Origin of the sequence: Halocatena marina (genome assembly GCF_023276375.1) — an archaeon.
GTDB classification, from domain to species: domain Archaea; phylum Halobacteriota; class Halobacteria; order Halobacteriales; family Haloarculaceae; genus Halocatena; species Halocatena marina.
The window spans coordinates 771,375-796,107 of sequence record NZ_JALLPK010000001.1 but is presented as its reverse complement, the minus strand read 5'-3'; the positions used below and the strand labels follow the sequence as shown (position 1 = coordinate 796,107).

General features: G+C 52.1%; 16 protein-coding genes. 8 read left to right on the top strand and 8 right to left on the bottom strand.

The annotated features are described in order from the left end of the window. The first annotated feature begins 34 nt into the window (after positions 1–34). Together MW898_RS03840 and MW898_RS03835 are read left to right on the top strand one after the other, a co-directional pair. On the top strand, positions 35–1,312 hold the full coding sequence (locus MW898_RS03840; RefSeq protein ID WP_248904697.1) for a S8 family peptidase: 1,278 nt from the start codon (positions 35–37) through the stop codon (positions 1,310–1,312). 266 nt (positions 1,313–1,578) lie between these two features. Further along, positions 1,579–2,937, top strand: coding sequence for a ferritin-like domain-containing protein (locus MW898_RS03835; protein ID WP_248904696.1), 1,359 nt, complete (start codon positions 1,579–1,581; stop codon positions 2,935–2,937). A 126-nt stretch (positions 2,938–3,063) separates the two neighbouring features. On the opposite strand, the gene MW898_RS03830 is transcribed toward MW898_RS03835, so the two are convergent. The 3 genes from MW898_RS03830 to MW898_RS03820 all read right to left on the bottom strand — a co-directional run bounded on the left by MW898_RS03830 (position 3,064) and on the right by MW898_RS03820 (position 8,377). Further along, positions 3,064–5,076, bottom strand: a complete 2,013-nt coding sequence (locus MW898_RS03830) for a prenyltransferase/squalene oxidase repeat-containing protein (protein WP_248904694.1) — start codon at positions 5,074–5,076, stop codon at positions 3,064–3,066. Between the two features lie 194 nt (positions 5,077–5,270). Next, the gene (agl22, locus tag MW898_RS03825) at positions 5,271–7,163 is read right to left on the bottom strand and encodes an ArnT family glycosyltransferase (protein WP_248904692.1); all 1,893 of its coding nucleotides are present in this window, start codon (positions 7,161–7,163) and stop codon (positions 5,271–5,273) included. 116 nt (positions 7,164–7,279) lie between these two features. Beyond that, positions 7,280–8,377: a DUF2304 family protein gene (locus tag MW898_RS03820; RefSeq protein ID WP_248904690.1), complete on the bottom strand. Its 1,098-nt coding sequence runs from the start codon at positions 8,375–8,377 to the stop codon at positions 7,280–7,282. 195 nt (positions 8,378–8,572) lie between these two features. On the opposite strand from MW898_RS03820, the gene MW898_RS03815 reads away from it, so the two are divergent. Further along, a complete protein-coding gene (locus MW898_RS03815) occupies positions 8,573–9,388 on the top strand; it encodes a polysaccharide deacetylase family protein (RefSeq protein ID WP_248904688.1) in 816 nt (271 codons plus the stop codon). 69 nt (positions 9,389–9,457) lie between these two features. Here the strand turns inward: MW898_RS03815 and MW898_RS03810 are convergent, their stop codons facing one another. Further along, entirely contained in the window at positions 9,458–10,630 is a 1,173-nt protein-coding gene (locus MW898_RS03810) for a sulfatase-like hydrolase/transferase (protein ID WP_248904686.1), read from the bottom strand. A gap of 200 nt (positions 10,631–10,830) precedes the next feature. Between MW898_RS03810 and MW898_RS03805 the strand changes: the two genes are divergently transcribed. The 4 genes from MW898_RS03805 (at position 10,831) to MW898_RS03790 (ending at position 19,877) form a co-directional block, all read left to right on the top strand. Then, entirely contained in the window at positions 10,831–13,299 is a 2,469-nt protein-coding gene (locus MW898_RS03805; protein ID WP_248904684.1) for an amino acid permease, read from the top strand. 269 nt (positions 13,300–13,568) lie between these two features. Then, positions 13,569–14,591 carry a lysylphosphatidylglycerol synthase transmembrane domain-containing protein gene (locus MW898_RS03800; RefSeq protein ID WP_248904683.1) on the top strand — a complete coding sequence of 341 codons (1,023 nt, stop codon included), beginning with the start codon at positions 13,569–13,571 and terminating at the stop codon, positions 14,589–14,591. A 126-nt stretch (positions 14,592–14,717) separates the two neighbouring features. Continuing rightward, a complete protein-coding gene (locus MW898_RS03795; protein ID WP_248904682.1) occupies positions 14,718–16,262 on the top strand; it encodes an alkaline phosphatase family protein in 1,545 nt (514 codons plus the stop codon). Between the two features lie 1,908 nt (positions 16,263–18,170). Further along, positions 18,171–19,877: an MBL fold metallo-hydrolase gene (locus tag MW898_RS03790; RefSeq protein ID WP_248904681.1), complete on the top strand. Its 1,707-nt coding sequence runs from the start codon at positions 18,171–18,173 to the stop codon at positions 19,875–19,877. Between the two features lie 21 nt (positions 19,878–19,898). Here the strand turns inward: MW898_RS03790 and MW898_RS03785 are convergent, their stop codons facing one another. The 4 genes from MW898_RS03785 to MW898_RS03770 form a co-directional block, all read right to left on the bottom strand. Further along, positions 19,899–20,291 (bottom strand): RidA family protein, encoded by a 393-nt coding sequence (locus tag MW898_RS03785; protein WP_248904680.1) that lies wholly within the window; start codon positions 20,289–20,291, stop codon positions 19,899–19,901. Between the two features lie 815 nt (positions 20,292–21,106). Further along, a complete protein-coding gene (locus MW898_RS03780; RefSeq protein WP_248904679.1) occupies positions 21,107–22,141 on the bottom strand; it encodes an ABC transporter ATP-binding protein in 1,035 nt (344 codons plus the stop codon). Between the two features lie 9 nt (positions 22,142–22,150). Continuing rightward, positions 22,151–22,957: a molybdate ABC transporter permease subunit gene (locus MW898_RS03775; RefSeq protein ID WP_248904678.1), complete on the bottom strand. Its 807-nt coding sequence runs from the start codon at positions 22,955–22,957 to the stop codon at positions 22,151–22,153. A 34-nt stretch (positions 22,958–22,991) separates the two neighbouring features. Further along, the gene (locus MW898_RS03770) at positions 22,992–23,978 is read right to left on the bottom strand and encodes an extracellular solute-binding protein (RefSeq protein ID WP_248904677.1); all 987 of its coding nucleotides are present in this window, start codon (positions 23,976–23,978) and stop codon (positions 22,992–22,994) included. 67 nt (positions 23,979–24,045) lie between these two features. On the opposite strand from MW898_RS03770, the gene MW898_RS03765 reads away from it, so the two are divergent. Beyond that, positions 24,046–24,729, top strand: a complete 684-nt coding sequence (locus MW898_RS03765) for a TOBE domain-containing protein (protein ID WP_248904675.1) — start codon at positions 24,046–24,048, stop codon at positions 24,727–24,729. The last annotated feature ends 4 nt before the right edge of the window (positions 24,730–24,733 follow it).

Here is a 24,733-nt window from a genome sequence, read left to right as displayed (position 1 = left end):
TTGTAAAAGCTATCATCAAATAGTTTCACAATAAATGACATCTAAAGAGACATATAGCTCTGGGTCGGAGCCTACCCGCCGTGATGTACTCCGGTCGGTTGGTAGTATTGGTGTCCTCAGTTCTATTGGAAATATCGCCACAGAAAGTGTCGGTAGTCTCATACCGTTAAATATCGGCTATCACGACGACAGCGGCCACGAAGCGGCCGCCAATCTTGCGGATAGCGTCGTCCGAAACTTCGATTTCAACGCAGCGACCATCACAATACCTGAACAGCTATTGTCTGGATCAGCGGTCGAAACACTAGCTGATGATGATTCGATCCGGTATGTCGAACCAGATCGGACGATGGCTGCGTTCGGACAGAGCGTTCCATGGGGGGTCGGCCGCATTGGAACAACAAAAGCCCACAATCAGGATATCAGTGGCAGCGGTGTCGATATTGCGATTCTCGACACTGGAATCGATAGTACCCATCCTGATCTTCGGGGGAATCTTGGGGAAGGAGCGTCATTTTCTAACGGTCTTGGACTGTTATCCACAAAACAAAAACAAGCTAATCAGAGCAGTGTGACTGCCCTCTCGCGTGACGACCAATCACAGAGAAATTACAGCCGGTTATCAGGACTGCTTTCTAGCTCCACATCTCCGAAGTGGCAGGACGAAATCGGACACGGAACGCACTGTGCCGGCGTTGCAAGCGCCATCGATAACTCCGAAGGTGTTATCGGTGTCAGTCCTGATTCGACACTTCACGCAGTGAGAGTACTGAGCAGTGTTGGTTTCGGAGCGATATCAGATATTGCGGCGGGTATCGACTACGTCGTCAAGCAGGGATGGGATGTTGCAAACCTGAGTCTCGGCTCACCACGAGCATCGAAGATAGTCGGCGATGCGTGCTCACACGCGTTTGAACAAGGAACACTCGTAGTTGCTGCTGCAGGCAATAGTGGTCCCTGTGACAACTGTGTGAAGTACCCCGCTGCCCACCCCCACGTCCTCAGCGTTGGTGCTACCAATGAAAAGGACGAGCTCGCGGCGCTTTCAACAACAGGACCAGAGCTCGATATCTTAGCGCCCGGGACGAATATCAGATCTACGTATACATCAGACAAACAACCCTACGAAGCGTTCTCGGGAACATCAATGGCGGCACCACACATCGCTGGTGCTGGAGCGCTACTTATGGCAGACGGGTATGATAACGCCGAGGCAGCAAAACGGCTTACAGAGACTGCTACAGACGTTGGCTTATCTGAGAAAGAGGGCGGAGCAGGACTAGTTGATATCCCCGCAGCACTAGACATATAAACCAGTGGTCACTCTCCTGGTCTGATCGTACTGTTCTTCGTCAAAACGATTCTCCACGAGTTCGAGGCTACCCAACAAGAACAGACGATGGCCAACGTGATATATTCAATATCGATAATTCATTAAAACGCTGTTTTTGACGTTATAATCCGCTCTTTGGGGATAAATCGGTGGATAAGTGGGCCGAATTTGGGTGACAACTCGGCGTATTTTCTTATAGAAATTCTGTGTGGCTCCAGATGAGGTCACGCAGGAACCTAACGTATATGAGCCGAAAGAACGCAGACACGACCGATAATTCTAGTACAGAGCAATCAAACCGATCACGCGGATCCACAACCCGTCGAGGGGTACTCACCGGTGTGGCAGCCCTCGGAAGCACTGCGTTGCTCGGCAGTGCCAGTGGAGGACTTATCAGTGCGTCGGACACTACACAGAGTACTCCGTTGGCCGACCAGCTGCAGCTGCTTGACGCAGCTGGGGTGCAGCAGGCCAAGGAGATGTCCGATCCCACGGATGTCGATATCCTGAACTACGCGCTGGCGCTCGAACACCTCGAATACGCCTTCTACCGCGATGGCCTCAAGGAATTCGGTCACGACGAGCTGATGGGCGCAAGCGCGCTCGAGAGCTTCAGCGAGACGGTGCGCATGGAAGTGCCAGCGTATCTCGCCGAAATCCGCGACAACGAGAAGGCCCACGTCGACGCCATCGCACAGACGGTCGAGAAACTCGACGGCACCCCGGCCACAGCGGCCGAGTACGACTTCGGCTACGAAACGCCGAGCGAGTTCCTCGCAACCGGCAAAGCCCTCGAAAACACCGGTGTCTCGGCGTATGCTGGCGCTGCCCCGATGATCATGAGCAACAAGGTTCTCTCGGCAGCGCTCTCGATCCACACCGTCGAGGCTCGCCACGCGAGCTTCCTCAATCTCGTCAATTCCACCTCACCGTTCCCGAAGGCGTTCGACGAAGCAAAATCGATGGAGGAAGTCCTCAAGATCGCCGGGCAGTTCATTACATCTACAAAGGAAAAACAGAAGAAAGAGAACGCAAAGCAAAACAGCGACAGTGGAAAGCCAGAGCGAAAACAGGATGATGGCACGAGCGATCTCGACGTTCTGAACTACGCGCTGACGCTTGAGCACCTCGAATACGCCTTCTACCGCGACGGGCTCAAAGAGTTCAGCGATTCCGAACTCGAAAACGCAGTACTCTGTCGATTCGGTGACGGTGAGGTCACAGACGGCCTCAAGTCAGATCTCGCTGAGATCCGTGATCACGAGAAGGCCCACGTCGACGCCATCACGAAGACCGTCAAGAAACTCGACGGGACCCCCGTCGAAGAGGCCGAGTACGACTTCGGCTACGAGACTGCAAGCGAATTCCTCGGTGTTGCACAAGCGCTCGAAAACACCGGCGTCGCGGCGTACTTGGGTGCTGGCCCGACCGTCTCAAATGACACGGTCTTCGAGGCGGCGGCATCGATCCAGAGCGTTGAGGCTCGCCACGCAGGCTTCCTCAACGAACTCAACGGCGACCTTCCGTTTCCGAAGGGCTTCGACGAGGCAAAATCCATGAAAGAGGTCACAAAGATCGCTGGACAGTTCATCGTCTCAAACTAAGATACTGGGTTCCAGAACCACGTTATCAACCAATCACCCATCCGCCCCCAGTCTCTGCCTCTCCTCTCGTTCGCTCTATATAGTGACATAAACAACAGTTCGTCCTCTTGTGGAGAGCAGGTAATTCTACTGTGCACGCAAGACAGAAAGTGCTTCGACCACATCGGCGTGGCGCTGCATAGCAGTAGCACTGCTGTAAAAGCCTTTCTTGGCGAACCCACCACTTGGCAATTGTTTCGTCTGTAGATACTGTTGTGTCTTCGACAGATCAATCTCAGAAAGTGCATCGGCTGCGGCAAGCCCGGTAGTTACGTGAACGGCCTCGTTTTCGTTCTCATACGTGCCATCTCTCCGCTGACGACTGGCCAAGTACGAGATCGCCCTGTTCAGATCCACTACTGATAGACGACCGATCGTTGTGAGTATCTCCATCGCATACCGAGTGTCACGCACAGCGGTGAGACTCGTGGGCTGTTCCGGAGAGATCTGGCCATCGTCGCCTTGCAGCCCGGCGAGATACTCAGAGACTTTTCTCCGATCGATACGAGTGAGCCCATTCATGGCAGACACTGCACGGACTGCAAGCCAAGTGGTCTGGAGAGAGGGATCATCCCCACCCCCATCACTGGTTTCCGATCTGGGCGTACTGGTGTTTGTGAATCCTCCTGTCTGATGCTGGTGATCGGCGATGAATGAGAGTGCAGATGCACGGTCGATGGCGTTGGTCCGATTAACCTGAGCAGCGGCGAGCACGGCCAGAGCAGTTTGCTTGACTGTTGGTTCGTTGTCCCAATCGAGTTGTGCGATGGATCCATCGGAGCGCTGCTGGCCGGAAAGCGTTCGAGCGAGGCTGTCTCGCGGAAAGCGTTCGATTGCGCCCGACTGATCAAGGGCACGAACCGCTGCTTCTGTGTCTCTCAGCGATGAAAGACTACTTGGCCACGAAGCGAAGCCATCCGATCCCGGATGCTGGCAAGCCGCGATAAACGCACCCGCTGACTGCTGGTCGATGTGATCGAGCGTATCGACCGAACGGAGCGCATTCATTGCGAACGCCGTGTTCAGGAGATAGTGGGTGATCGGGGCAGTCCGATCCCGGTACGTTTCAAAGCTACCGTGAAACCGCTCGTCCGCCGGACTGAGTAGCTGTCTGTCTACCAACCAGTCCACGTGCAACCGTTCCATAGCCGACTGCAACGGATTCGCATCTCCGAGCTTTGAAAGCGTTAAAAGAGCCTGAGCGGTGTTGCGTGTCGTTACTTCTGGACGACGACGGCAGATGGGCGAAGAGCAGTCCGTCGGCTTGAGTGTCCCTCTGAAACCTCCTCGTGGCTGTTGGAGTGAAAGGAGAAAACTACCAGCTTTTCGCTTGGTTTTGGCATCCAGCGCGTTCAAAGACAACAGCGTGTTGATTGCGTGGTACGTACCCGCGACGGTGGAACTGTTTGAGTGAGGAGTTGCCGCCCACCCTCCGTCAGTGTGTTGGGCAGACTGGACGAAATTGACGATCCGATCACGGATCGATTGGGTAACTGCATTCAATTGACCAAGAGCAGCCGTCGACTTGTACGTGGCCGCTAAGGTGCTGATCGTTTTTCCACCGAGGAAACCACTTCGGGGAATAAAACCACCAGAATCGTTCTGATGGTCGAGGAGAAATTCAGTTGCGGCGGATTCGTCGATCGAAATATCGAACATCTGAGCCAGTGAGACAGCGTGGTACGTAGCGGTGGTCCACGGACCCAGGAAATCACCCTCTTGTCGGTGAAAGCCGCCAGTTTCCTTGTCTTGTAAGCGTGAGGCTGCGAGTGCTGCATCCCGTGGTCCAATGTGTCCTGACAGACCTGCCTGGTTCATAGCAGTAACAGCGAGATGTGAATATCGCGGAAAGACGACCTGACCCGGAAATTCGGTCGCAGTCCCAGTGGCTGTCCAGAGTGCGTTTGAAGCCCACTCAGCAGCATTTTCACGCGATGTATCGCTCGACAGTGCATCACGAGCACTGTTGCTGGGAGTGGTTCGTTCTTCATCGGGAGCCTGTGCCTCCACCTGCCCGAAAGCGGCTATACCGAGCGACCCAGCTGTCGCCTTCAAAAGCGTCCGCCGTGCTACATCAGATACAGAGCTGTCATCTCTCATCGACTACTTTCCCCTATCGATAATGCGATCGATCTCATTACGGTTAAATCCTACCCATATTAAACGTGTTAGACATATGTCTCATCGGTTGAGCTGGGCAACATATGAAACTACTCAGTGTAATCGAGAGCAGTTACGTTCTAGCGTTCAGAGAAAAAGGGCCTCAGTCGATTGAGCTTCGTTTCAGTGTCGAATTATCGTATGCCGGTTGCTCGTGCGGTTGCTGTATCGGGTCGGGGACAGTGGCCGGTTCGTTCGAGGATGAGAACGTACTGCTCGGGGCCAAGATCTTGCTCGTCTCCGTACTGTATTGTTCGTGGAATCAACCCAACTCGGACGAATTCCGGTAAACGCTGACGAAAGCGAGGTTGGGCTTCGAAAAACGAAGGACGTGGTCCAAATTCGGCTGCAACCTCGTATTGGTCTGTGGGGCTGTTCACGAGTTGCCTAATGTACGCTGATCGTTGGGGGTGTTTGTAGTACTGCCACGACCGAGCACTCGAACTGTTCGGAGCAAGATAGAGGAGATCCTCGTGAGTGAGTTCGACGTACTCGGGACATCGTTCTGGTAGCGCGCGCATCCATTCAGTGACCGATGGCCGGGACCGGGGAATTTGCGCACCGCTGTCTTCTCTGTGCCCATAATGACTGGTACGCATTCCGTGTGGAACCGCCGCGTCTTGGGGATCTTCTACGTACACTTCCACTGTCGCGTCGTCGGGAGCGTGTGTCGACAGCCACTGTGTTGCTTCGTCTCGCGGCTGTGTCGCGTAGGCAACGTCGCCGTAGCCAGTATACAAACCGCTCGATACGAGCAGAACAACGACCAACGTGCGCGCTATCGTCGGTTTGTGATCACGAAGACGCAACAAAGCCATCGAGATGAGGAGCATGACGAGCGGGAACGTTGGGAGGAGGTGATGAACCCGTATGTACTCCCACCACGAGAGCATGAACACACAACTACCAAAAACGATCAGTACGACTGCGATACCTTCTGTCTCTCTCGATTGGTTTCGCAGTTGTGAGATGCTCGCTAAAACGCCCCCGATTGCAGCGAGGAACAGCGGAAGCCCGAGACCATTGAGATATCCTCGAAGAAACCACCACCCCGCCGAAGCAGTCCGTCCGCCCGTTACCGTCCCCTTGTTCGACACGCCTCTGAAAATTCGATCTGCGAGCGCGTCTGGACCGGACAGGAGAATAGACGGATATCCGAAGACGACCGCACCGATGCCGAGAATCAATCCGGTGATAATGAGACGCGGTCGAGCAATTGCCGTATACCAGTCTGTCCCAGTTCTACGTGCGCGGAGGAGATACGCCGTCCCAAGACCCAGCACGCCAACAACAGCCGTGAGCTTGAACGCAATAGCAAATCCACCGACCACACAGCCAATGAGAAGATTGGTTTCGTTTCCTGATTGGAGATATCGGAGCGCGAGATAGATGACAAGTAGTAAGAAGAATAGCATCGGGATGTCCTCGCCGGCTTCGTGTGCCGTGACGACGAAGCCAAAAGTGAGCGCTAACAGAGTTCCCGCCAGCCGTCCGGTTGCTCGATCACGGAGTGTGGTCCCGATGCGGTAGGTGAGATACACACAGCCGACTGCAAAGAGTACACTAAAAAGGCGGAGAGTGAGAAGACTCGAAGTCCAGAGCCACTGCGGGGTATCATGCCACAGATGCCACAGATCAGTGTCGATAGCCCATATGTTGGTCGATTTATACGGACGATAGAACGGAGCAAAGATCGCGAGCTTCCCCGTTATGATGGCGAACAAAACGGCAGGTATGAGCGCGAGTGCATTCAGATAGAACGTCGCTCCGTACATTCGACCTTGTGTTACTCCTTGCCGGAGGGATTCGATTCCCGGATCCACAACAAGTGCTCCGATCATCGGGAGCACATCGAGGAGACGGGCGTGTTCATCACGAGTTGCAAAGTTTGGTATCAGATGCCAGAACCAGAAGCCGGCTAACACTCCAGTCAACAGGAGAATGTACAGGAGATATGGATCGGCTTCAAAATCGCTTACAAGCCGTCGTTTCACACGACAAAACAGTCGGTACACAATCGACCGCATACGCATACCTCACCTCAAACGAGGAGAAATAAAAATCCGCTCATATAATCCGGGGCGAGATCGAGACCTGAACGGATCGAATCGTTCTACAGCAACGATATAATGAATAGTAGACGTTACCGGATCCACGTGACGAGGATTGTTCGGGTAAGGCCAAGCGCGTATCCGAGCTTTGGTTTCTTGGTCTGTCCGGCCTCTCGTTGAGCGATCGTGATGGGTACCTCGGTGATTCTGAGTCCGTTTTTCCGGGCCTCAATGAGGAGTTCGGGAGCACTGAATCGTTCTTCGGATAGCGTCATATCACCGAGCATTGAACACCGGATCGCTCGAAACCCATTCGTACAGTCGGTGATTCCTGCTTTCGTCATCGCATTGATCAGAACTGTAAAGACTCGAATCCCGGTTTGTCGTGCAACGCCGTTTTGGGACTCGTCAACACCGGTATATCGAGAGCCGATGACATAATCCGCCTCATCGTTGACGATTGGTTCGAGCAGATCATCGAGTTGATCAGCTGGATGTTGACCGTCTGCGTCCATCGTCACAACGATGTCTGCGTCGTTCTGTTGGGCGATTGCAAAGCCAGTCCTGATAGCACCACCCTGACCCTGATTGATCGGATGGTTGACAACCATTGCTTCGGTCGGTTCGATCCGCGCAACGGTCGAGTCGGTCGATCCATCGGAGACGACAAGGGGCATAAGCGTGTGGCCGTGGATCGAGTCAGGAAGTGCATCGACAACGCCTTTGATACTCTCTGCTTCGTTGTACGCCGGGATGACGATACACACTGTCGGCTCGTTCTCCTCATCGACATCAGACGCCTGCTCGATGGCCAAGTTTCTGGTGAGTTCGGCCATTGACAGTTGGTTCGCACGCGTTCGAGCGAGCAGATGCAAAAGGAGGAAGACCATGGCTATATTCACGACCAAGGAGATCGTCAGCGGTCGTCGATCGATTTTCAATGCCGAACCAAGTAGGTCGAATACATCGGGAAAGACACCGATGACGAAAACACCGGCCGAAAGCAGTAGCGCGACGATAAATTCACCTTTCGAGAACTTCGTACGGTATCGTTCGAATCCCCAGAGGGCAATCCCAATTGCAAGGAGTATCAATAGACCCGTGAGTTCTGGACTGTCCAGCCCAGAACCGGCGAGTGCTGCTGGATCGAGTAGTGGTATGTTGATGATTGATTCCGGAGGCGAAATCATATTGTTCGCTGTTCCCGACGTTTGGGCGAGATAGTATATGCGTTGTGGTATTCATTTTACTTTCCTGAACATTCTCCATGCGTTTTTTGTGTAGTAATACTATTATATAATTTCGAAATATAAACCAATATGTGTACTGATTGAGAGCCAAAGCTACATAGAGACAGAGAGCGTCCTCATGGTATCGATCACGCGATGGTACGCCCTACTGCTGTTCTCTCTGTTGATGTAGAGTGTTTCTCACACATTCCCGCTTATCGGAATGCACACGGATCACTTGCTGGGTCTGATACCGATGTTGGTCTATCGGCTATCGAGGTGCTGCTCGATCGTTACGATGCGTACGACGCTGTAGGAACGTTTTTTGTCGTTTCGGATATTGCCGAGCGCCATCCGGAGATCATCACCCGTATCGTCGATGCTGGGCACGAGATCGGGTCACACACACATCGACACGTCCATCTATCAGAGATAGATACAGCCGAACGCCGCGATGAGCTTCGCACATCCCGCGAGACGCTCGAACGAGTTGCCGACTCGCCAGTCACGGGATTTCGTGCACCGTCGTTCGACATCACCACGGACCATTTTACTGAGCTTGCGGCTGCTGGATACGAGTACGATTCGAGCATCGTGCCGTGCCGTTCGATTCCCGGGTGGTATGGGGGCGAGCACACAGTCCAGGAGCCCGCACCAGCATCTCGATTCGTCGAGGGTGCACCGTCAACCGTCACAGAGCTTCCGGTTGCGGTTATGCCGGGGCTTCGGTTGCCGTTGACGGGGACGTGGCTCCGATTTTTCGGCGTCAAATACACGATACTCGGAATGAAGCTGCTCGCTCGACGTGGGATCGTTCCGATTCTCTATATCCATCCGTGGGAGTTGGTTGATCTTCCACGCGTCGATGGTGTTCCACGCCGCGTCTATTGGCGCACGGGAGAGTGGCTTCAAAACGCGGTCGAAAGGATCCTCTCAGAGCGCTTTACGTTTGTTCCGATGAATTCACTGTGAGATAGGAGACAGATTTATTTGCGCCAGCGTCGCAGTCTGTCAGTGGTGTCAGTCTGTCTGTAGTGTGGTTCACCCTGCATCCGTGTATCCGAGATCGCGCAAGCGTTGTTCCAGCTCATCGGAGACCTCGGCACGACTCGTCTCAGTTCGATTCTCGCCGCTTTCGAGTGAAACGTTTGCATCTCGAGCGACCAGTTTCTTCGTTTCGTCTTGAACAGCGATCGTCGCCTTTTCGTGCCACGGAGCAACCGTTATCATCGTCTCTGAACCACCATCGGCGAGGGGTGTCCCGTGCCATTGGTCCGGTACTTCCATACCAGCGCTTTCGATCAGGGTTGGAGCAATATCGAGTACGCTGAATCGGTTCGGCTCCGGCTTCGCTTCCGGCTCTGTCTCAAGATCAACACCGTCCATGACGACGGGAACTTCAATCAGCCGATCGACGACTCGCCGACGAAATCCTTGATGATAGAAATATCCATCTTCGCCGAATTCGTCGCCGTGGTCGGACGTAAACACGAATGTCGGATCCGCGTTAATCTCGGCGAGCAGCCGTTCGATCTGCCCGTCTACACGACTGAGTGCGTCTCGATACGTTCCCTTGATCTGTTCGATCTCCGACTCACTGACCGATTTCGATCCGAGCAGCCCAGTGTTACCAGCCGCGCCTGCTTTCCGATCAAGTTCTTTTGGGAGGGCCTCTGAACCAGTGCCGTACGGTCGATGGCTCTCCATCAGGTGAACCCAGAGGAATCGCGGCGCAGGAGCATCGTTGAACCGTTCGATGGCCATGTCGATGATCTCTTCGTCAGTTGGGAGCGACGAGAGAACAGCCTCCATCGGAACGAGACGGCGGTAGAGTCGACGGACAGAGTTAATTCTGCCGAGCGATTCGCGGATGCGGCTTCGTCTGTTCTTGAACGGGTTTTCACCCCCGCCTTCGCTAAACGTCTCGTACTCGTCGAATCCGGAATCGAATCCGAAGGCCGGGTCAGTTTGTGGTGTCGGTGCTAACCCGATGCAAGTGTATCCGTGCTCCGCTGCTACCGACGCAATAGACGGCCCAGTGATCTTCGACTGAAGGGCAGAGACCAAGCTCGAAGAGAGCAACCCCGCTAGGCTCGGACGAGTGTAGTGAGCGGCGGTAATACCAGTACGTGGACCCAAAGACGAGATGAATTCCATCTCATCGACGTGATCATACCGAACCGAATCAGCAGTCACGAGAACGATATCATCCATTGCCTCTACTACCGTCCGCTCTATCGAATACATCTTGCGATTTATGACACACTACAGATTGCCACGAGTGCACCTGTTTTCTGAATCAGCAGCGTACCGGCGGTTATACCGCTCAGCGACGTATAATACCGGCAGGCAATCGTGATCGGAAGGAGAACGACATGTGAAAGCTTTTCATCCTATCGGCCATCGTACCCCCAATGGGTGACAAAGTCGCAGAGACTGACGCAGTAGGAGGGTCCGATATCGAATCGGAACTTGACCGCGATATTGGCATTGTTGGTGCGGTCGCTCTGGGCGTCGGGACGATGATTGCAGCTGGCATCTTCGTTCTCTCTGGACTTGCAGTGAGCAACGTTGGCGCGATGGCGATTGGGTCGTTTCTCATCGCAGCGATCGTTGCCAGCTTCACAGCCTTTGCCTACGCCGAATTCGCCGCGATCTATCCCGAGAGTGGCGGTGGGTACATGTATGTGGCAAATACGTTCGACAGTGATCTAACGTATATCGTGGGCTGGTCGATGATTCTCGGCTATCCCGCGAGTGCCGCCTTCTATCTCGCATCTTTCTCCGATTGGTTCTATCGCTTTCTGTATCCCGCGCTGTCGATTCCGAAAGCTATCCCATTCTGGGTAGCGGGGCTTCTCGTCCTTGGGCTCCTTCTCGCTGTGAATCTCAAGGGGACCGAGGAGACTGGCCTCTTTCAGATCATCGTTACGGCACTGAAAGTGGGTCTCATCATTCTCTTCCTCTACGGAGGATTTCAGGCGTTCGATGCTTCGGTGGCCGCAACGTCGTTCGCAGAAAACGCCACGAATTTCGATTCGCTCTTCCTTACGAGCGCGCTCGTGTTCATCACCTTCTTTGGATTCGAGGCGATCGCCACGAACGCAGAGGAGATTAAAGAGCCGGGACGCACCATCCCCCGTGCGATTTTCTTCAGTATGGGTTTTGTGACAGTGGTGTACGCGCTCGTCGTTCTCGTGATCGTTTTTGCCATCAACAACAATGGCTTCATTGAATCTCTTATCGAGATGGGCAGAATCGGCGCACCGGCAGGGGTCGAGGGGTACATCGAAGCGAACGCCGAAGTGGCGATGGCGCTGGCCGCACAGTACTATCTCGGTGGATTCGGGTTCTACGTGATCATCGTCGGTGCACTCTTTTCGATGCTGTCGGCCGCAAACGCGACTATTCTCGCAGGCTCACGCGTGAAGCTGGCGATGAGCCGACGCAACCACCTCCCTCAACAGTTCGAAGACCTTCACCCGACACTGAACACACCGTATAAGTCGGTGTTGCTCACTGGCGGATTCATTCTTCTCTACATCCTTTTCTTTACCGTGCTCTTCGGTGGTGGCCCAACAGCAGAGGGCAAGGTGACTGGACCCTTCGGACTCCATCTCGGAATCGAATCCATCGCTCACTTTGCTGATTTCATGCTGCTTGGTGGTCTGATCTTCGTGAACCTCGCTATCATCCAGTCACGGCGGAAGTTCCCAGACATCGAACGCGCGTTTGAAGTTCCGTTCGTTCCGTGGGTTCCAATCATTGCAGTGTTGGCGAACTTTGCGCTGCTCGCAAACGTCGAACAGTCGAGCCTCATCCTCGGTCTCGTTGCAGAAGTCATTGGTGTTGCCTTCTGGTTCGCGTGGAAATCGCGTTCCCGTCCGGTTCAGGAGATCGAGCGCGAGACACCAACCGTCGTCGCAGAACGCAACCCGTCCGGTCACGAACGCGACTATCAACTCGTGGTTCCAATCGCCAATCCGGATCACGTCGAGCAGATGATGAGCACTGCGCTCGACATCGCCCGGGATCGGAACGGCGAAGTGCTCGTCATGTCGGTCGTGGATCTTCCCGAACAGACGCCGCTTGAGGAAGGCTACCAGTACGTTGATGAACAACGAGAGGTGCTGCGGCGTGCGATGGCACTCACCGACGGTGGCGGAACGGAAGCTGAGACCGAAACGGAAGCCAGCGGATTAAACGATCTCGCTGAAGAACCCAATACGACAGTGCAAGATGTTCCGATCAGCGGTACGGTTCGCATTGGACACCACATCGATGATGCGATTTTGAACACGATCGAACAGTACGAGGCTGACGCCGTCCTGATGGGCTGGAGCGGTCAGTCATCCCGCCGCGAAGCCATTCTTGGGAGTATTGTCGATACGGTCGTCGAGGATGCTGATTGTGACGTTCTCGTCGAGCGGATCCGTTCGGAAGGAGGAGAAACGATCGATTCGATCCTGCTACCAGCTGCGGGAGGTCCTCACTCCGAATTCGCCGCTGAGGTCGCTCAATCGATTGCCCGTCCGAGCAATACACGAATCGATGTGGTTCGCGTCGTCAAACCTGAGATGACTAAACAGGACCGCGACGATGCCCGCGAGCGCCTCGAATCGACCACTGCGACAATCACGGATACCCCTGCAGAACACCATCTCATCGAAGGAAAGAGTGTCGTGGATACACTCGTCGATGAGTCCAAAGATTACGATCTGACGATCGTTGGTGCGACACGGGCGGGACCGCTCCAACAGCTCATCTTCGGTACGATTCCCGAGCAGATCGGTCGAAAATCCGAAAGCACGGTCATTATGGTCAAACGCTATCTCGATATCAAATCGAAAGCGACCCGCCTTCTCGACCAGACGTTCGAATAGAACATCGTCTTGTCCTCTCCACGTTCAGAACGCACTCCGCGAGCCGTAATCTCAGTCGTTACGGGACAAATGATTTTTCTCGAAAAGAGGATACACACGTTACCCATCGCAACCTCGAAATCCCTATGAGTCGTCACTCTCTCGTTTGACCATCGAATGATTCCCCGGCAACGACACAATTTAGCCCGTCGGATCGTCCAACGATCGGCCCGCCAGTATCATGTATTCGGGGAACGAATGAGGCGCGACCACGATCTGGTGACGATTCGATGAAACGGAGCTATCGGTGGGCGCTCAAGATCGTCCAGTACGCGATCGGTATCGCTGCCCTCGTGTGGCTCGTTCGACAAGCTGAATGGGGTCGCGTCATCGGTTTGATGGATAAGTTGGATTATATAACTATTGTTGTGATTCTCGCAGCGACCGTGGCCGAGACACTCTTTCGGTTTTCGATGTGGCACGTCTTGCTCAACGGGCTCCGGTCGACACCGTTTTCGATTGCGGCGCGCTCGACCTTGATCATCAACTTTGTCAACCAAATTCTTCCGTCGCGCATCTCAGGACGATCGATTGCGCCAGTCGTCCTCCGCCACTACACACAGTACGATTGGAGTGAGGTCGTAACGGTCGCCGGATTGCACACAGCGTTGTACGCCATTCTCAACGGCCTCATCGCGCTACTCGGACTCGTGCTCTTTGCTCACGTGTTCTCACCGGGACTGATCGCTGTTCTCGGCGGCTCCACCGCGCTGTATCTTGTAGTGGGGTTCCTCACGATTGTTGCAGCCCAACGACTGGACGGCATGGCAGCCGTTGCTGTTCGAGCACGGGAGCTATTCGGACGAATCCCGTTCATCGAGACGGCGATCGGAGCGTTCATGGGGAAGCTCCCAACCTTCAGCGAAGGGGTTGCAGACACCTTCAAAAACCTGCTGTCGAATTATCGCGTCGTTTCGTTGTACACAGCTGGGTGGATTGCGTCGAGAATGCTTTTTCCGGGGCTCAGGGCGTGGGTGTTGTTGACCGCGCTCGACGTAGAGTTCTCGCCGCTATTGTTGCCAGTGGTACTGGTGACTGCCTACAGCGTGACGTTGCTACCGCTGACACCAGGGGGAATCGGCGTCGCAGAAGCATCAGCGACACTCGTTTTCACAGCTCTTGGAATTCCAGCAGCAATTATTACACCAGTAATTCTCGTCGATCGATTCCTCGGAGTCTATCTACCCTCTCTTGCTGGCTGGTATCCAGTGACCCGGATCGATCTTTCAGGGCTTGCCACCGGAGAGAAATGAACTGAAGCGTGCTGTTGTCATACAACAGTACATGTACGAAGCGAGTGTAACTGTATACTGTTTATGTAGTTATGATGGCTGGATAGAAAGACAAGGGCTATGACCGGGTAGCCAGTCGCTCAGGGTATGACACGGACGTTCGTCGTCGGCCTAGACGGGGCGAGTTGGCGACTCCTCGATCCGTGGATCGAGGAGGGAGAACTCCCGAATATTGCGTCGCTTCGAGATTCTGGCGTATGGGCCGAACACAAAAGCTGTCTCCCACCGGTCACCTTCCCGAACTGGAAATGCTACTCGTCGGGAAAGGATCCAGGCGGATTCGGTGTGTTTTGGTTCGAGCGCGTTGACCTTGAAGAGGGAGAGATCACGACAACAAACAGCGAAGATTTTCGGACTGCTGAGTTGTGGGACTATCTCAACACTGACGGATTTTCGACCGGGGTCGTCAATATGCCAACGATGTTTCCACCGCGTGAACTCGATGGGGTCCTTGTGTGTGGTGGTCCTGCTACAGTCGAAGGGGAGTATCGATCGATCGACACCGGCTACACGTATCCCGAAGACATAGCGACGTATCTCAATAACGAATTCAGTTACCGCGTCCATCCAGAGCCACTCATCTCATCGAACGACGAGCGCGGTGCGGAGGTCGAGGCGATTCTCTCGATACTCGAATCGCGGTTTGAAGTGGCACTCGATCTCTTCGAGCGAGAAGAACTCGACTTCATGCACGTGACGCTGTTTTATCTCAACGTTCTCCATCATTTTTTCTGGGATGAAGAACCAACACAGCAAGCGTGGCAGCTCGTCGATGAATGGATCGGTCGACTATCCGAACTCGAAGATACCAACCTCATTCTCATGTCAGACCATGGGAGTGCTCCGACGACAACGGAGTTTTACATCAACGAATGGCTCGCCGAGAATGGATATCAGGCACGCCAGCGAACCGTTGAAGACTTCCTCCGACCGCTTGGACTCAACCGAGAAAACGTCCTCCAGTTAGCAAAGCGCGCTGGTGTGGTTGATTTACTGGCACGGACTGTTCCCGAGCGACTCCAGCAACTAATTCCACAGAGTGCAGGGATCAAACGTGGACGGAAGCTTGAAGCAATCAACCTCGACGAGACAAAGGCAGTCGCGAGCGCACAAGGACCGATCTACCTGAATCCTGTGTTCGATGTCGAGACAGTGCGCGAGGAACTTATCGATGATCTCCGTGGCGTCTCGGATTCGACAGGGAAACTGTTCACCTCGATTCATCACGGTGAAGACGCGTACACAGGTCCGTTCGTCGATGAAGGACCCGAAGTAGTCGTTGATCAACGACCCGGAGTTCACGTCAACGATGGTATCGGAGGTGGAACCATCCAGTCTGGACCGGATCGGTGGGCCGCAGAGAACACACCCCACGGTATCTTCGTCGCCAATGGCCCAGACTTCGACGACCGCGGCGAGATCGAATCGATCAGTATCCTCGATATTGCACCAACACTACTAGCTGCTGTCGGAAGCGATATTCCTACAGATATGCAAGGGAGTGTGCTCCCGGTCTTTGAAACCGAACCGTCGTGGGACACCCGCGAGCCGATCGCTGTGAGTGAAAAGGGTGAACAGAATCGATCTGATCAAGTCACAGACAGACTCAAACAACTGGGTTACATGGAATGAACTGCTTGTGTCATTGTCGTTGAGAGAACGTCCTGAATTCGATTGCGGTCACGATGTGATCAAGAAAATCACAGAACGAGCCAAGTTGTGAGAGTGACTAGTTGAAAGTTGCACTCCGTTAAATGCGCAAGAAATAACCAACTAGCATCTATGAAAATATAAATAATATAATATTTTTTGATATTGGGTCCGTGTTATAGATTGTTTAACAAAATGTATTATTCTATACTAATCAATAACCAGTTCCACCAAAATAGCATGCACTATTATACATTTTATTTATTTATGATATTAAAACTTTATAGAGATATTTTAATTAGCTAATTTACCTGACTAAAATAACTGTTGTGTTGTTACTTATATTCGAGAATGTTGTATGCCGAGCCATCTAAAACAACAGTCCCGTTGACGAAGGATTCATACAGAGTTCAAGAAAATCAAAGAATAGTGATTGTATATTGTCCACCATTGGACAGTCATAGATACATTTCAACCGCAATGCACATATATACTAATAGAACGAAGCAAGACCTCTGATTCGTATGGCACACAAGGAAGGTTAATCATCCGATAGAACTGGTTGTGACAAAGTTCATTATCTGATTACTATCTATACGTAGATCGGTTGGGTCATCAGAAGCGAAATTAATGCATGTACTGATGGCGAGTCGGGTGGCAATATCCTATGACAACCGACATAATATTATATATTTTTATATAATTCTAAGTAATGTTACAGTGTGAGATGGATAATCTATCGACGGTGTGCTCATTACATTCGTACTGCTGTAACCAGCCGACGTCACTGTCAAACTAGTTAATTCGACCATCACGAGTTAGTTATCACCACGATACATCAAATGTGAAAGTTACATTGATCATCGACCCACGGATGCGAATGTCCATACTGAGGATGTAGAAACAATAGGAGGTGTTCAATTCATCCCACGCCTCCCTTTGTGTAGTTAGCACACCAACTACAGCAGTAGCATATAGATTGAAGTGTACAATACCATATCTCAACCCAACATGTGCTCGGTACAACATTTCACAATCATCAATGATTCATACAGACATCCTCGATTGCTACTTCAACTCATCAGTAGAGTTTGAGTAAGAGCATGAAAATACGACTATTTTTGACCTCCAATGACCACCAATCACACCATACTCGACACGAGACACAATTTTATGGATTTATACAATATATAATTGGTTTGTTATTTATCAGTTCTGCCAGAATGTCGTTTTCCATTATCTAAATAGAAGCAATTGGTATCTATACCGGTTTCTCAGAGTAAAAGACGTCAGTCCAAGAAATGATTTAATATGGATTTGGACACCTTGTATAACCCCACAGTATTTAGTTAGAATTTTATCCGGATAGATGGCGCAATATAGTCATTCTCTATCAACCATATTTATCTGTTATGATATTTCAGAGATTAGAATAACATACTTCAATATAATACCAATATAATAGCCATAATCATTAATTAAAATTGTTGTATATTATCTCACTACTCGTTTAATGTAACAGATCGAGATAATGGCACGAATCGTCCATACTGTTACTCATAGAACCACCATTAAGAAGTTGGTTCATTGTCACATCTGCCTTATCTCATTACAGATGTCACCTTCGCCACGATTGAAACAGTTACCTTATTGATATTCTGCAACCATACACGGTCATTGTTATTCATACCCACTAAACGTCCGACCACATGCAGAACAGCCATGAAAATAGTAAACATACTGTTTAATAAACTATATCAACAACATACATATCAATTAGATCTCCCTAGTAACTATCGTGTGAAAATTTCAATCGTATGTTATCAAAAAGACGAAGGAGAAACTTTCTCATAGGCGCTAGCGTAGACGCCTATACCACCCAACTTAGATATGCACATCAGTTATCAGCATGCAAATCCATTCACCGGACGCGAATCGGTTGTTCTTCGTATTGACGGTCTCTTACCGGATCAGACAGTATGTGTCTTAATCGACACTGGCGAGGGAGTTGCTATCGACAATTTACTCGACGAAGATGAGGAAGAGTATCTCACTGCAATTTGTTTGACGCACGCTCACCTCGACCACTACAAAACACTTGATGAAAATCTACGTGATGGCGCACCAATCTATGCCGCTCCCGATACTGCTGCCATTCTCGAAGACGCGATTGCTGCGGGAAATGATTTTGATGATCAAGAGTCAACCGAGACGGTTCTCGATCGGTTATCTCCTATTGACGGCTGGACGACGATAGTCAACGGGCTGCGCGTTCGTCCCGTTCCGGCGGGCCATACACCCGGAGCGGCAGGAGTCTTGCTATCAGTGGATGATGACGACGAACAACGGACAATTCTTGCGACGGGCGATTTTACAATGCGACGAGCGGCTGGCTATCCTGGATTCGAACCTGACCTTCCCATCGACATCGATGTGCTCTTGCTGAATGCAGCGTCGAATGCGGATGTCGAGACGAAACTGACGGAAACAGTCGCACGGCTTATCGACAGAGCGCTAGCGGGATCGACAGTGCTTGCGACTGCCAGCGGACTAACCGGACTCCACCTCGCGTATCTTCTCGGACATGCCAACGTACAACTCGATATCAGCGTGCCAATCAGACTCGTCGGTCACGCTGCGACACTAGCAGATAGACTCAACTACGATATCCCTTCAGTCAGTACCCATCAGGAGTTTACCGATCCGACGACGATTCTTGACTCAGGGTGTATCACAATTGCTGGACCAGAAGTGCCGTCCCGTGAAGGCCCCAAGAGCGCAGACCGGTTGTTTGCAACTATCGACGACGATCCCGGTGCAACACTCGTTCAGGTACTTTCTGGAACCAACTCTCCAATCCGGACTGCTGGCTGTACTGTTCACGACGAGTTCCTGAGCAACCATCCGTCACGCGAAAAGATAGATGCACTCGTCGATCAACTGACGCCGATGCACGTGGTTATCTTGCATCAGAAAGGTCCTGCAGCTGATAGATACAAAGACAAATTTGCAAGCTACGTCTGGGTTACGGACGATCAGACGCGGCATACGCTTCTCGATGAACGAGGATGGACACCTCCACCGTGGGTCTCTACGATGACTCGGCAACGCGTCGAACAATCCTCTACGAACACCTCTCGGTATATGGGAGACGGACTTGAAGAGGCAGACGGTGGACTATTGTTCCCATCAATGGACCGTCGCCCAGATGTCGACCTCGAAGCAGAGGGGTTGGATATTGAAGCAGTCATACAGCGCGCTCCAACACTCTCAGCAACACACTCACCGTCTCAGACAACAGGATCTCAAACGACCACACATTCACATTCACAACCACAGGAACAGACAACGTCTGCGATACACGAAGCGTCTGATGTTGAGTCAAGGAGAGATGGAAAATCAGTAACAGAGGACGCATCGCTCGAACAGATCCTCGACCGACTCGATCGTCTCGAATCAACCATTCAGGAGCGACGCTATCCAGCGAGGGTACTCGATACCCAGAACGGTGTCACGCTTCTTCGTGTCGAAGAAGAACTTCCGAACACAGACACTGGAGAAACTGTCGGTGTTGTGCTTGGTATCGACGACGAGTAGGTACTGTACGTAGTACGAGGTTTATTCGAGCTGATGATCGGGAACGGCTGCAGTCACCTCGATCTCTACGTCGATATCGACCGGTAGTTTCACTACTTCGACCGCGCTTCGAGCCGGATACGGCTCCGAAAGTCGTTCGGCATAAACTTCGTTGACTTCGTCATAATATCGCATATCATTTATAAATACGGTTGTTTTTACCACATCAGCAAGCGAAGCCCCAGCTGCTTTCAAAATTGCTTCAACGTTTTCGAGGGTCTGTCGCGTCTGTTCTCCCGGGGACGCTCCAATGATCTCTCCCGTGTCTGGGTCAATTGGGCCTTGACCAGAGACGTAGATCGTGTTCTCCTGAACGATTCCCTGTGAGAATGGGCCAATACTCTCCGGTGCGTCGGTTGTCTGAATTTCTCGCATACAGTATCATAATCACGTAGCGAAATAACAGTAGGGGAGCGACCGTTTAAACAGTGAAATACACAGCTTCGAGTGACCTCCGATCAGCATTACATTTGAGATTGATCACGGGCTATGGACTTGCAGAGAGCGGGATGAACGGGAACATCGATGGACTGGACACAACGGATCGAAGAGAGTCAGTCCCCGAATGTTTGCTGGTGTGTACAACCGACGGCTCCTCGCACACTCGATGACCGGTGGGGATGAATCCAACCGACGAAGAAGCGAACAGCTACTACCGACAGCCCGTGGACGAGGAAAATTTTCAGACATCGAAATGTGACTGTGAACACTTCATCGAAGAGCAATAATTCCAAGACAGGGCCAACACGAGCTAGCCCGAGACGCTACCTTCATCAAAGTGATAGTTCCATCTAATATCTCTTCAATGAATCATTTCTATCTCGAATAGCATCATGAATTTCGAGCCGGTAGTACGAATGATCGTTCCCCCATTCATGATTCTATTCTTCGTCCCGGTGTATCACCATGTTGTAGAAAAATTTACCCGTAGATTGTATTCGATTGAGGATGTTTCGTCCACACTTTGCTGAAAGCAGGTCCTAATCACAAGAACTGATTCGAATTGAGTGGATGAACACCAGCAATAACTTAATGACTATCATCCAGCTCGTAACATCAAAATCTTCCATTCACTACCAGCGCGATACCAGATGTATCACACCTTGACTCAGTTTACCTCAAATACATCATATATATTAATCAATTATTGTCTCTATTACATCATGTATGTGTACAAGATATATTAATGTTTATTGTTCGCGGGGCGCGTTCTCGATTATGTGGATAGCATCCCTTTCGAACGAGATGTGCATTTGTTCGCGCGTCTCAATTTGTAGCTGATTATAGGCGAGAGGAGCCAGTTTGAGTTCTACCGTCTCATCCATTCCATCAGGGGAGACAGTAACGAGATAATCATCACCTTGGAAAACTCGCCGTTCGATCCGTCCCAGAAAGACGTTCGTGTTGGTTGTATCATCAGCGATCGTGACGTATTCAGGGCGAATGCAGAACCAGACATCTTGATCGACATCGTATTCGTGTGCGGGACATTCGATCCGCCGGTCTCCCCATACAAGTGCAGTCTCATCGACTCGTGCTTGAAACAGATTGACGCTTCCGGTGAACGACGCGACGAACGGAGTCTTTGGGCGCATGAACACCTCAGTTGGAGTCCCAAGTTGGTGTATCGTTCCACTTTCGATGACAGCTAGTCGGTCGCCAATAATGCTTGCCTCGTGCTGATCGTGAGTGACGTAGACGACGGGAATATCAAGTGAAGCAAGCAGATCGCGCAGTTCATGGCGCAATCGGCGTCTGATCGGAGCATCGAGGTTCGCAAGTGGCTCATCAAGCAACAGTGCAGCAGGATCAGCAGCGATCGACCGTGCGAGTGCGACACGCTGACGCTCGCCTCCAGAAAGCGTCGACGCTTTCTGGCCCAAGATAGCGGTGATTTCGAGCGTTTCAGCAAGCACATCGACACGCTCGGGAGACGTCGCGGCGTAGTTAATATTCTCCCAGGCAGTCATGTGTGGGAACAGTGCTCCATCTTGAAAAACGAGAACGATGCCTCGCTTTTCTGGAGGGGACTCGGTGAGATCAGCATCATTGAGAACGACCGTTCCGGCATTGATGTCGCTAATCCCCGCGATAGCCGAGAGTAGTGTTGTCTTTCCACCGCCCGACGGTCCAAGGACGGAGACGACCTCATCTTCAACAGTGAGGTTGATCGGGCCGAGCTCAAACACGTCGTGCGATTTCACGAGGTCACTAAGGACAAGCATAGCGCGAGACTACCTCCATGGATTCGATGCAACGGTGTTGAGAATTATGAGCACTGCAACCGAAATGAGCACGAGAAGTATCGCAATCGGGTAGGCATTGTCCAAACCAAGCTCCCGAAACGCCCGCCAGATTTGAATCGGCATCGTCCGTGGATAATAGGCCATCATCATGGTCGCACCGAATTCGCCCATCGCACGAGCGAATGCAAGGGTCATCCCTGCGACAATTCCCGGCAGAGCGAGCGGGAGCGTGATGCGTCGCATCGTTGTCAGGCGACTTTTTCCGAGCGACCGCGAGGCGTGTTCGAGCGTCCGATCCACACCTTCGAATGCAGCCATCGAAGTGACGACGACGAACGGCGACGCAACGAACGTCTGGGCAAGCACGATGCCAGCAAGAGAGCGCCACGTCTGAATTCCGGCGGCGGCGGCCCAGTCTCCGATCATCGTATTTGGACCGAACAGAGTACGCAGGATGATGCCACTTACTGTTGGAGGGAGAACGAGCGGGAGCACCACAATCGCGGTTACAACACTCTTCCAACGGGTTTCTGCGCGTGCGATCCAATAAGCTAACGGCAAACCGAACGCCATCGCAAAGCTCGTGCTGATCGATGCACCCAGCAACGATGTCGTTGCTACGTTCACCACCGTCGGATCGTTTAAGCGAACGATTACATCCCCCACCGGAACAGAAAAGAACAGCGATACTAACGGTACGAGATAATACAGAAGTAGCACGCAACCGAGAACGAGCGCCACAGTAAGCCAGTCGAGCGATGATCCACCGTGCAACCGTGTATGTCGCGTATTCATATATTGGAGTATATATTACGTTCTACCTGTGTGTTTATACCTGAAACATCGCAGTAGGGTTTTTACTGTCGGAATGACCACCATTCACCTCTTTTTCGACGTGTTGTGGAGTATCTCCCTTGTGAGCCGGGAACGTGTCGCGTAAAATGAACCCGTGTTGTTTGAGATACGCACCCGTAGTGAGGACATTGAAGACATCGAGCGCGGCGTCACTCATCGTACGAATCGTTGAACCGTAGCTGACACACTCGCCTTGCACCTTTTTTCCGTTTGGTAACGAATACGAGACTGTTGAGTACCATTCATCGACGTGTTCTGGACTGCTGAGATCAATCTGGTTTGGAAGGTCAATAAACGCATAGCCACGCTCAACCGCCATGTTCCGATAGGCGATCACTGCATCAACCGAGCCTGTTTCGAAACGACTGATCAGCGATGATTCAGGATAAATCTGGTCTCGTTGAAGGAGCTTTGAGACGAGATCTTCGGTATCGTAGTACCGCGAGGCGAGTTCGAGCATGAACAACGCCCGATACCCCAACGGATCTAGCTTTGGATCGCTCCGGCCGAGAGCAATCTCGTCACTGGCTAGTACTGTATACCACTCATCTGGGTCAGCAGCGAGGCGTTGTCCCTCTTCTGTCTCTTCGTTGTACGCGATCACGATGGCGTTGCTCGTGAAGATCGAGTACCAAGATGGAGTGAGTGGCCCATCGAACAGCGCAGTATCTGCGACCACAACAATGTCAGGATCCCGCAATCCTTCATCGATCATCCGAGCAACGTGGGCCGATCCATGCGTTTCGATCTGCACCGACGCGTCAACGACCGGCTCTAAGCCGTTCAACAACGCGTTGTTGAGGCTGCCCGCCGCGAGAATCGAGATTGGAGTAGATCGGTTAGCAGTGCTATTCCCAGCACCACCTTCTGTCAGACAACCCGCCGTCAGGACGATTCCTGCTCCACCGACCGCTTGTAGAAATCCCCGGCGCGAATACGGTACAGAGCGTTGTTTCCTCATGGACGTAACGAACCGTTATTTCGAATTCGACATAAAGGTTTTCCCGTTCGAAGAGTGATGCCAACATATGGATGCAGGGTTCGAAGCGCGATTGCGGGCCAAAGGAGTGTCGTTCGAGAAAGCGGATGCGGCGCTGTTGCGCGCTGTTGAGGAACAGCAGTCACTCAACGCTGCTGCCGATTCGCTCAATCGCTCTTTTTCGCGTGCTCACAAGCGAATCAAGACCCTCGAACAGGCACTGGGACCACTTGTTGAGCGCCAGCGGGGCGGCGTTGACGGTGGCGGGAGTGAACTCACAGCGAACGCCCATGATCTACTCACACGCTTTGAGCGGCTACGAACAGCGTACGCTGGCACTGCTGCTGTCGAAGAGACCGTTCTCTCTGGTGTCGTAATCGACCACAAGGCCGAGCTAGCGACTGTCAAAACGGCTGCCGGGACGGTACGTGCACTGATTACAGAGCCTGCTGATCGAGTACAGGTAGTGCTTCGAGCCGACGCTATTACACTCCATACGCCTGATGATGTGCCATCGACGGCTGGGATGAGCGCGCGTAATCGGTTTCACGGGACAGCGACAGAAATAGATCGTGGCGAGTCAATTGCCCGTGTTGTCGTCGATATCGGGGCCAAGACACCAGTCACGACACTTATTACCCGTGATACTCTCGTGGAATTCGACCTCGAAGCGGGTAATAACGTGATCATCTCATTCAAAGCTACCGCGACCCGCACAACGCCAGTAGAGTGATGAA

Bases quoted from the DNA above. Each gene is read 5' to 3' on its own strand.
- MW898_RS03840 (WP_248904697.1), top strand. From the start codon at position 35: ATGACATCTAAAGAGACATATAGCTCTGGGTCGGAGCCTACCCGCCGT.
- MW898_RS03835 (WP_248904696.1), top strand. From the start codon at position 1,579: ATGAGCCGAAAGAACGCAGACACGACCGATAATTCTAGTACAGAGCAA.
- MW898_RS03830 (WP_248904694.1), bottom strand. From the start codon at position 5,076: ATGAGAGATGACAGCTCTGTATCTGATGTAGCACGGCGGACGCTTTTG.
- agl22 (WP_248904692.1), bottom strand. From the start codon at position 7,163: ATGCGGTCGATTGTGTACCGACTGTTTTGTCGTGTGAAACGACGGCTT.
- MW898_RS03820 (WP_248904690.1), bottom strand. From the start codon at position 8,377: ATGATTTCGCCTCCGGAATCAATCATCAACATACCACTACTCGATCCA.
- MW898_RS03815 (WP_248904688.1), top strand. From the start codon at position 8,573: ATGGTACGCCCTACTGCTGTTCTCTCTGTTGATGTAGAGTGTTTCTCA.
- MW898_RS03810 (WP_248904686.1), bottom strand. From the start codon at position 10,630: ATGGATGATATCGTTCTCGTGACTGCTGATTCGGTTCGGTATGATCAC.
- MW898_RS03805 (WP_248904684.1), top strand. From the start codon at position 10,831: ATGGGTGACAAAGTCGCAGAGACTGACGCAGTAGGAGGGTCCGATATC.
- MW898_RS03800 (WP_248904683.1), top strand. From the start codon at position 13,569: ATGAAACGGAGCTATCGGTGGGCGCTCAAGATCGTCCAGTACGCGATC.
- MW898_RS03795 (WP_248904682.1), top strand. From the start codon at position 14,718: ATGACACGGACGTTCGTCGTCGGCCTAGACGGGGCGAGTTGGCGACTC.
- MW898_RS03790 (WP_248904681.1), top strand. From the start codon at position 18,171: ATGCACATCAGTTATCAGCATGCAAATCCATTCACCGGACGCGAATCG.
- MW898_RS03785 (WP_248904680.1), bottom strand. From the start codon at position 20,291: ATGCGAGAAATTCAGACAACCGACGCACCGGAGAGTATTGGCCCATTC.
- MW898_RS03780 (WP_248904679.1), bottom strand. From the start codon at position 22,141: ATGCTTGTCCTTAGTGACCTCGTGAAATCGCACGACGTGTTTGAGCTC.
- MW898_RS03775 (WP_248904678.1), bottom strand. From the start codon at position 22,957: ATGAATACGCGACATACACGGTTGCACGGTGGATCATCGCTCGACTGG.
- MW898_RS03770 (WP_248904677.1), bottom strand. From the start codon at position 23,978: ATGAGGAAACAACGCTCTGTACCGTATTCGCGCCGGGGATTTCTACAA.
- MW898_RS03765 (WP_248904675.1), top strand. From the start codon at position 24,046: ATGGATGCAGGGTTCGAAGCGCGATTGCGGGCCAAAGGAGTGTCGTTC.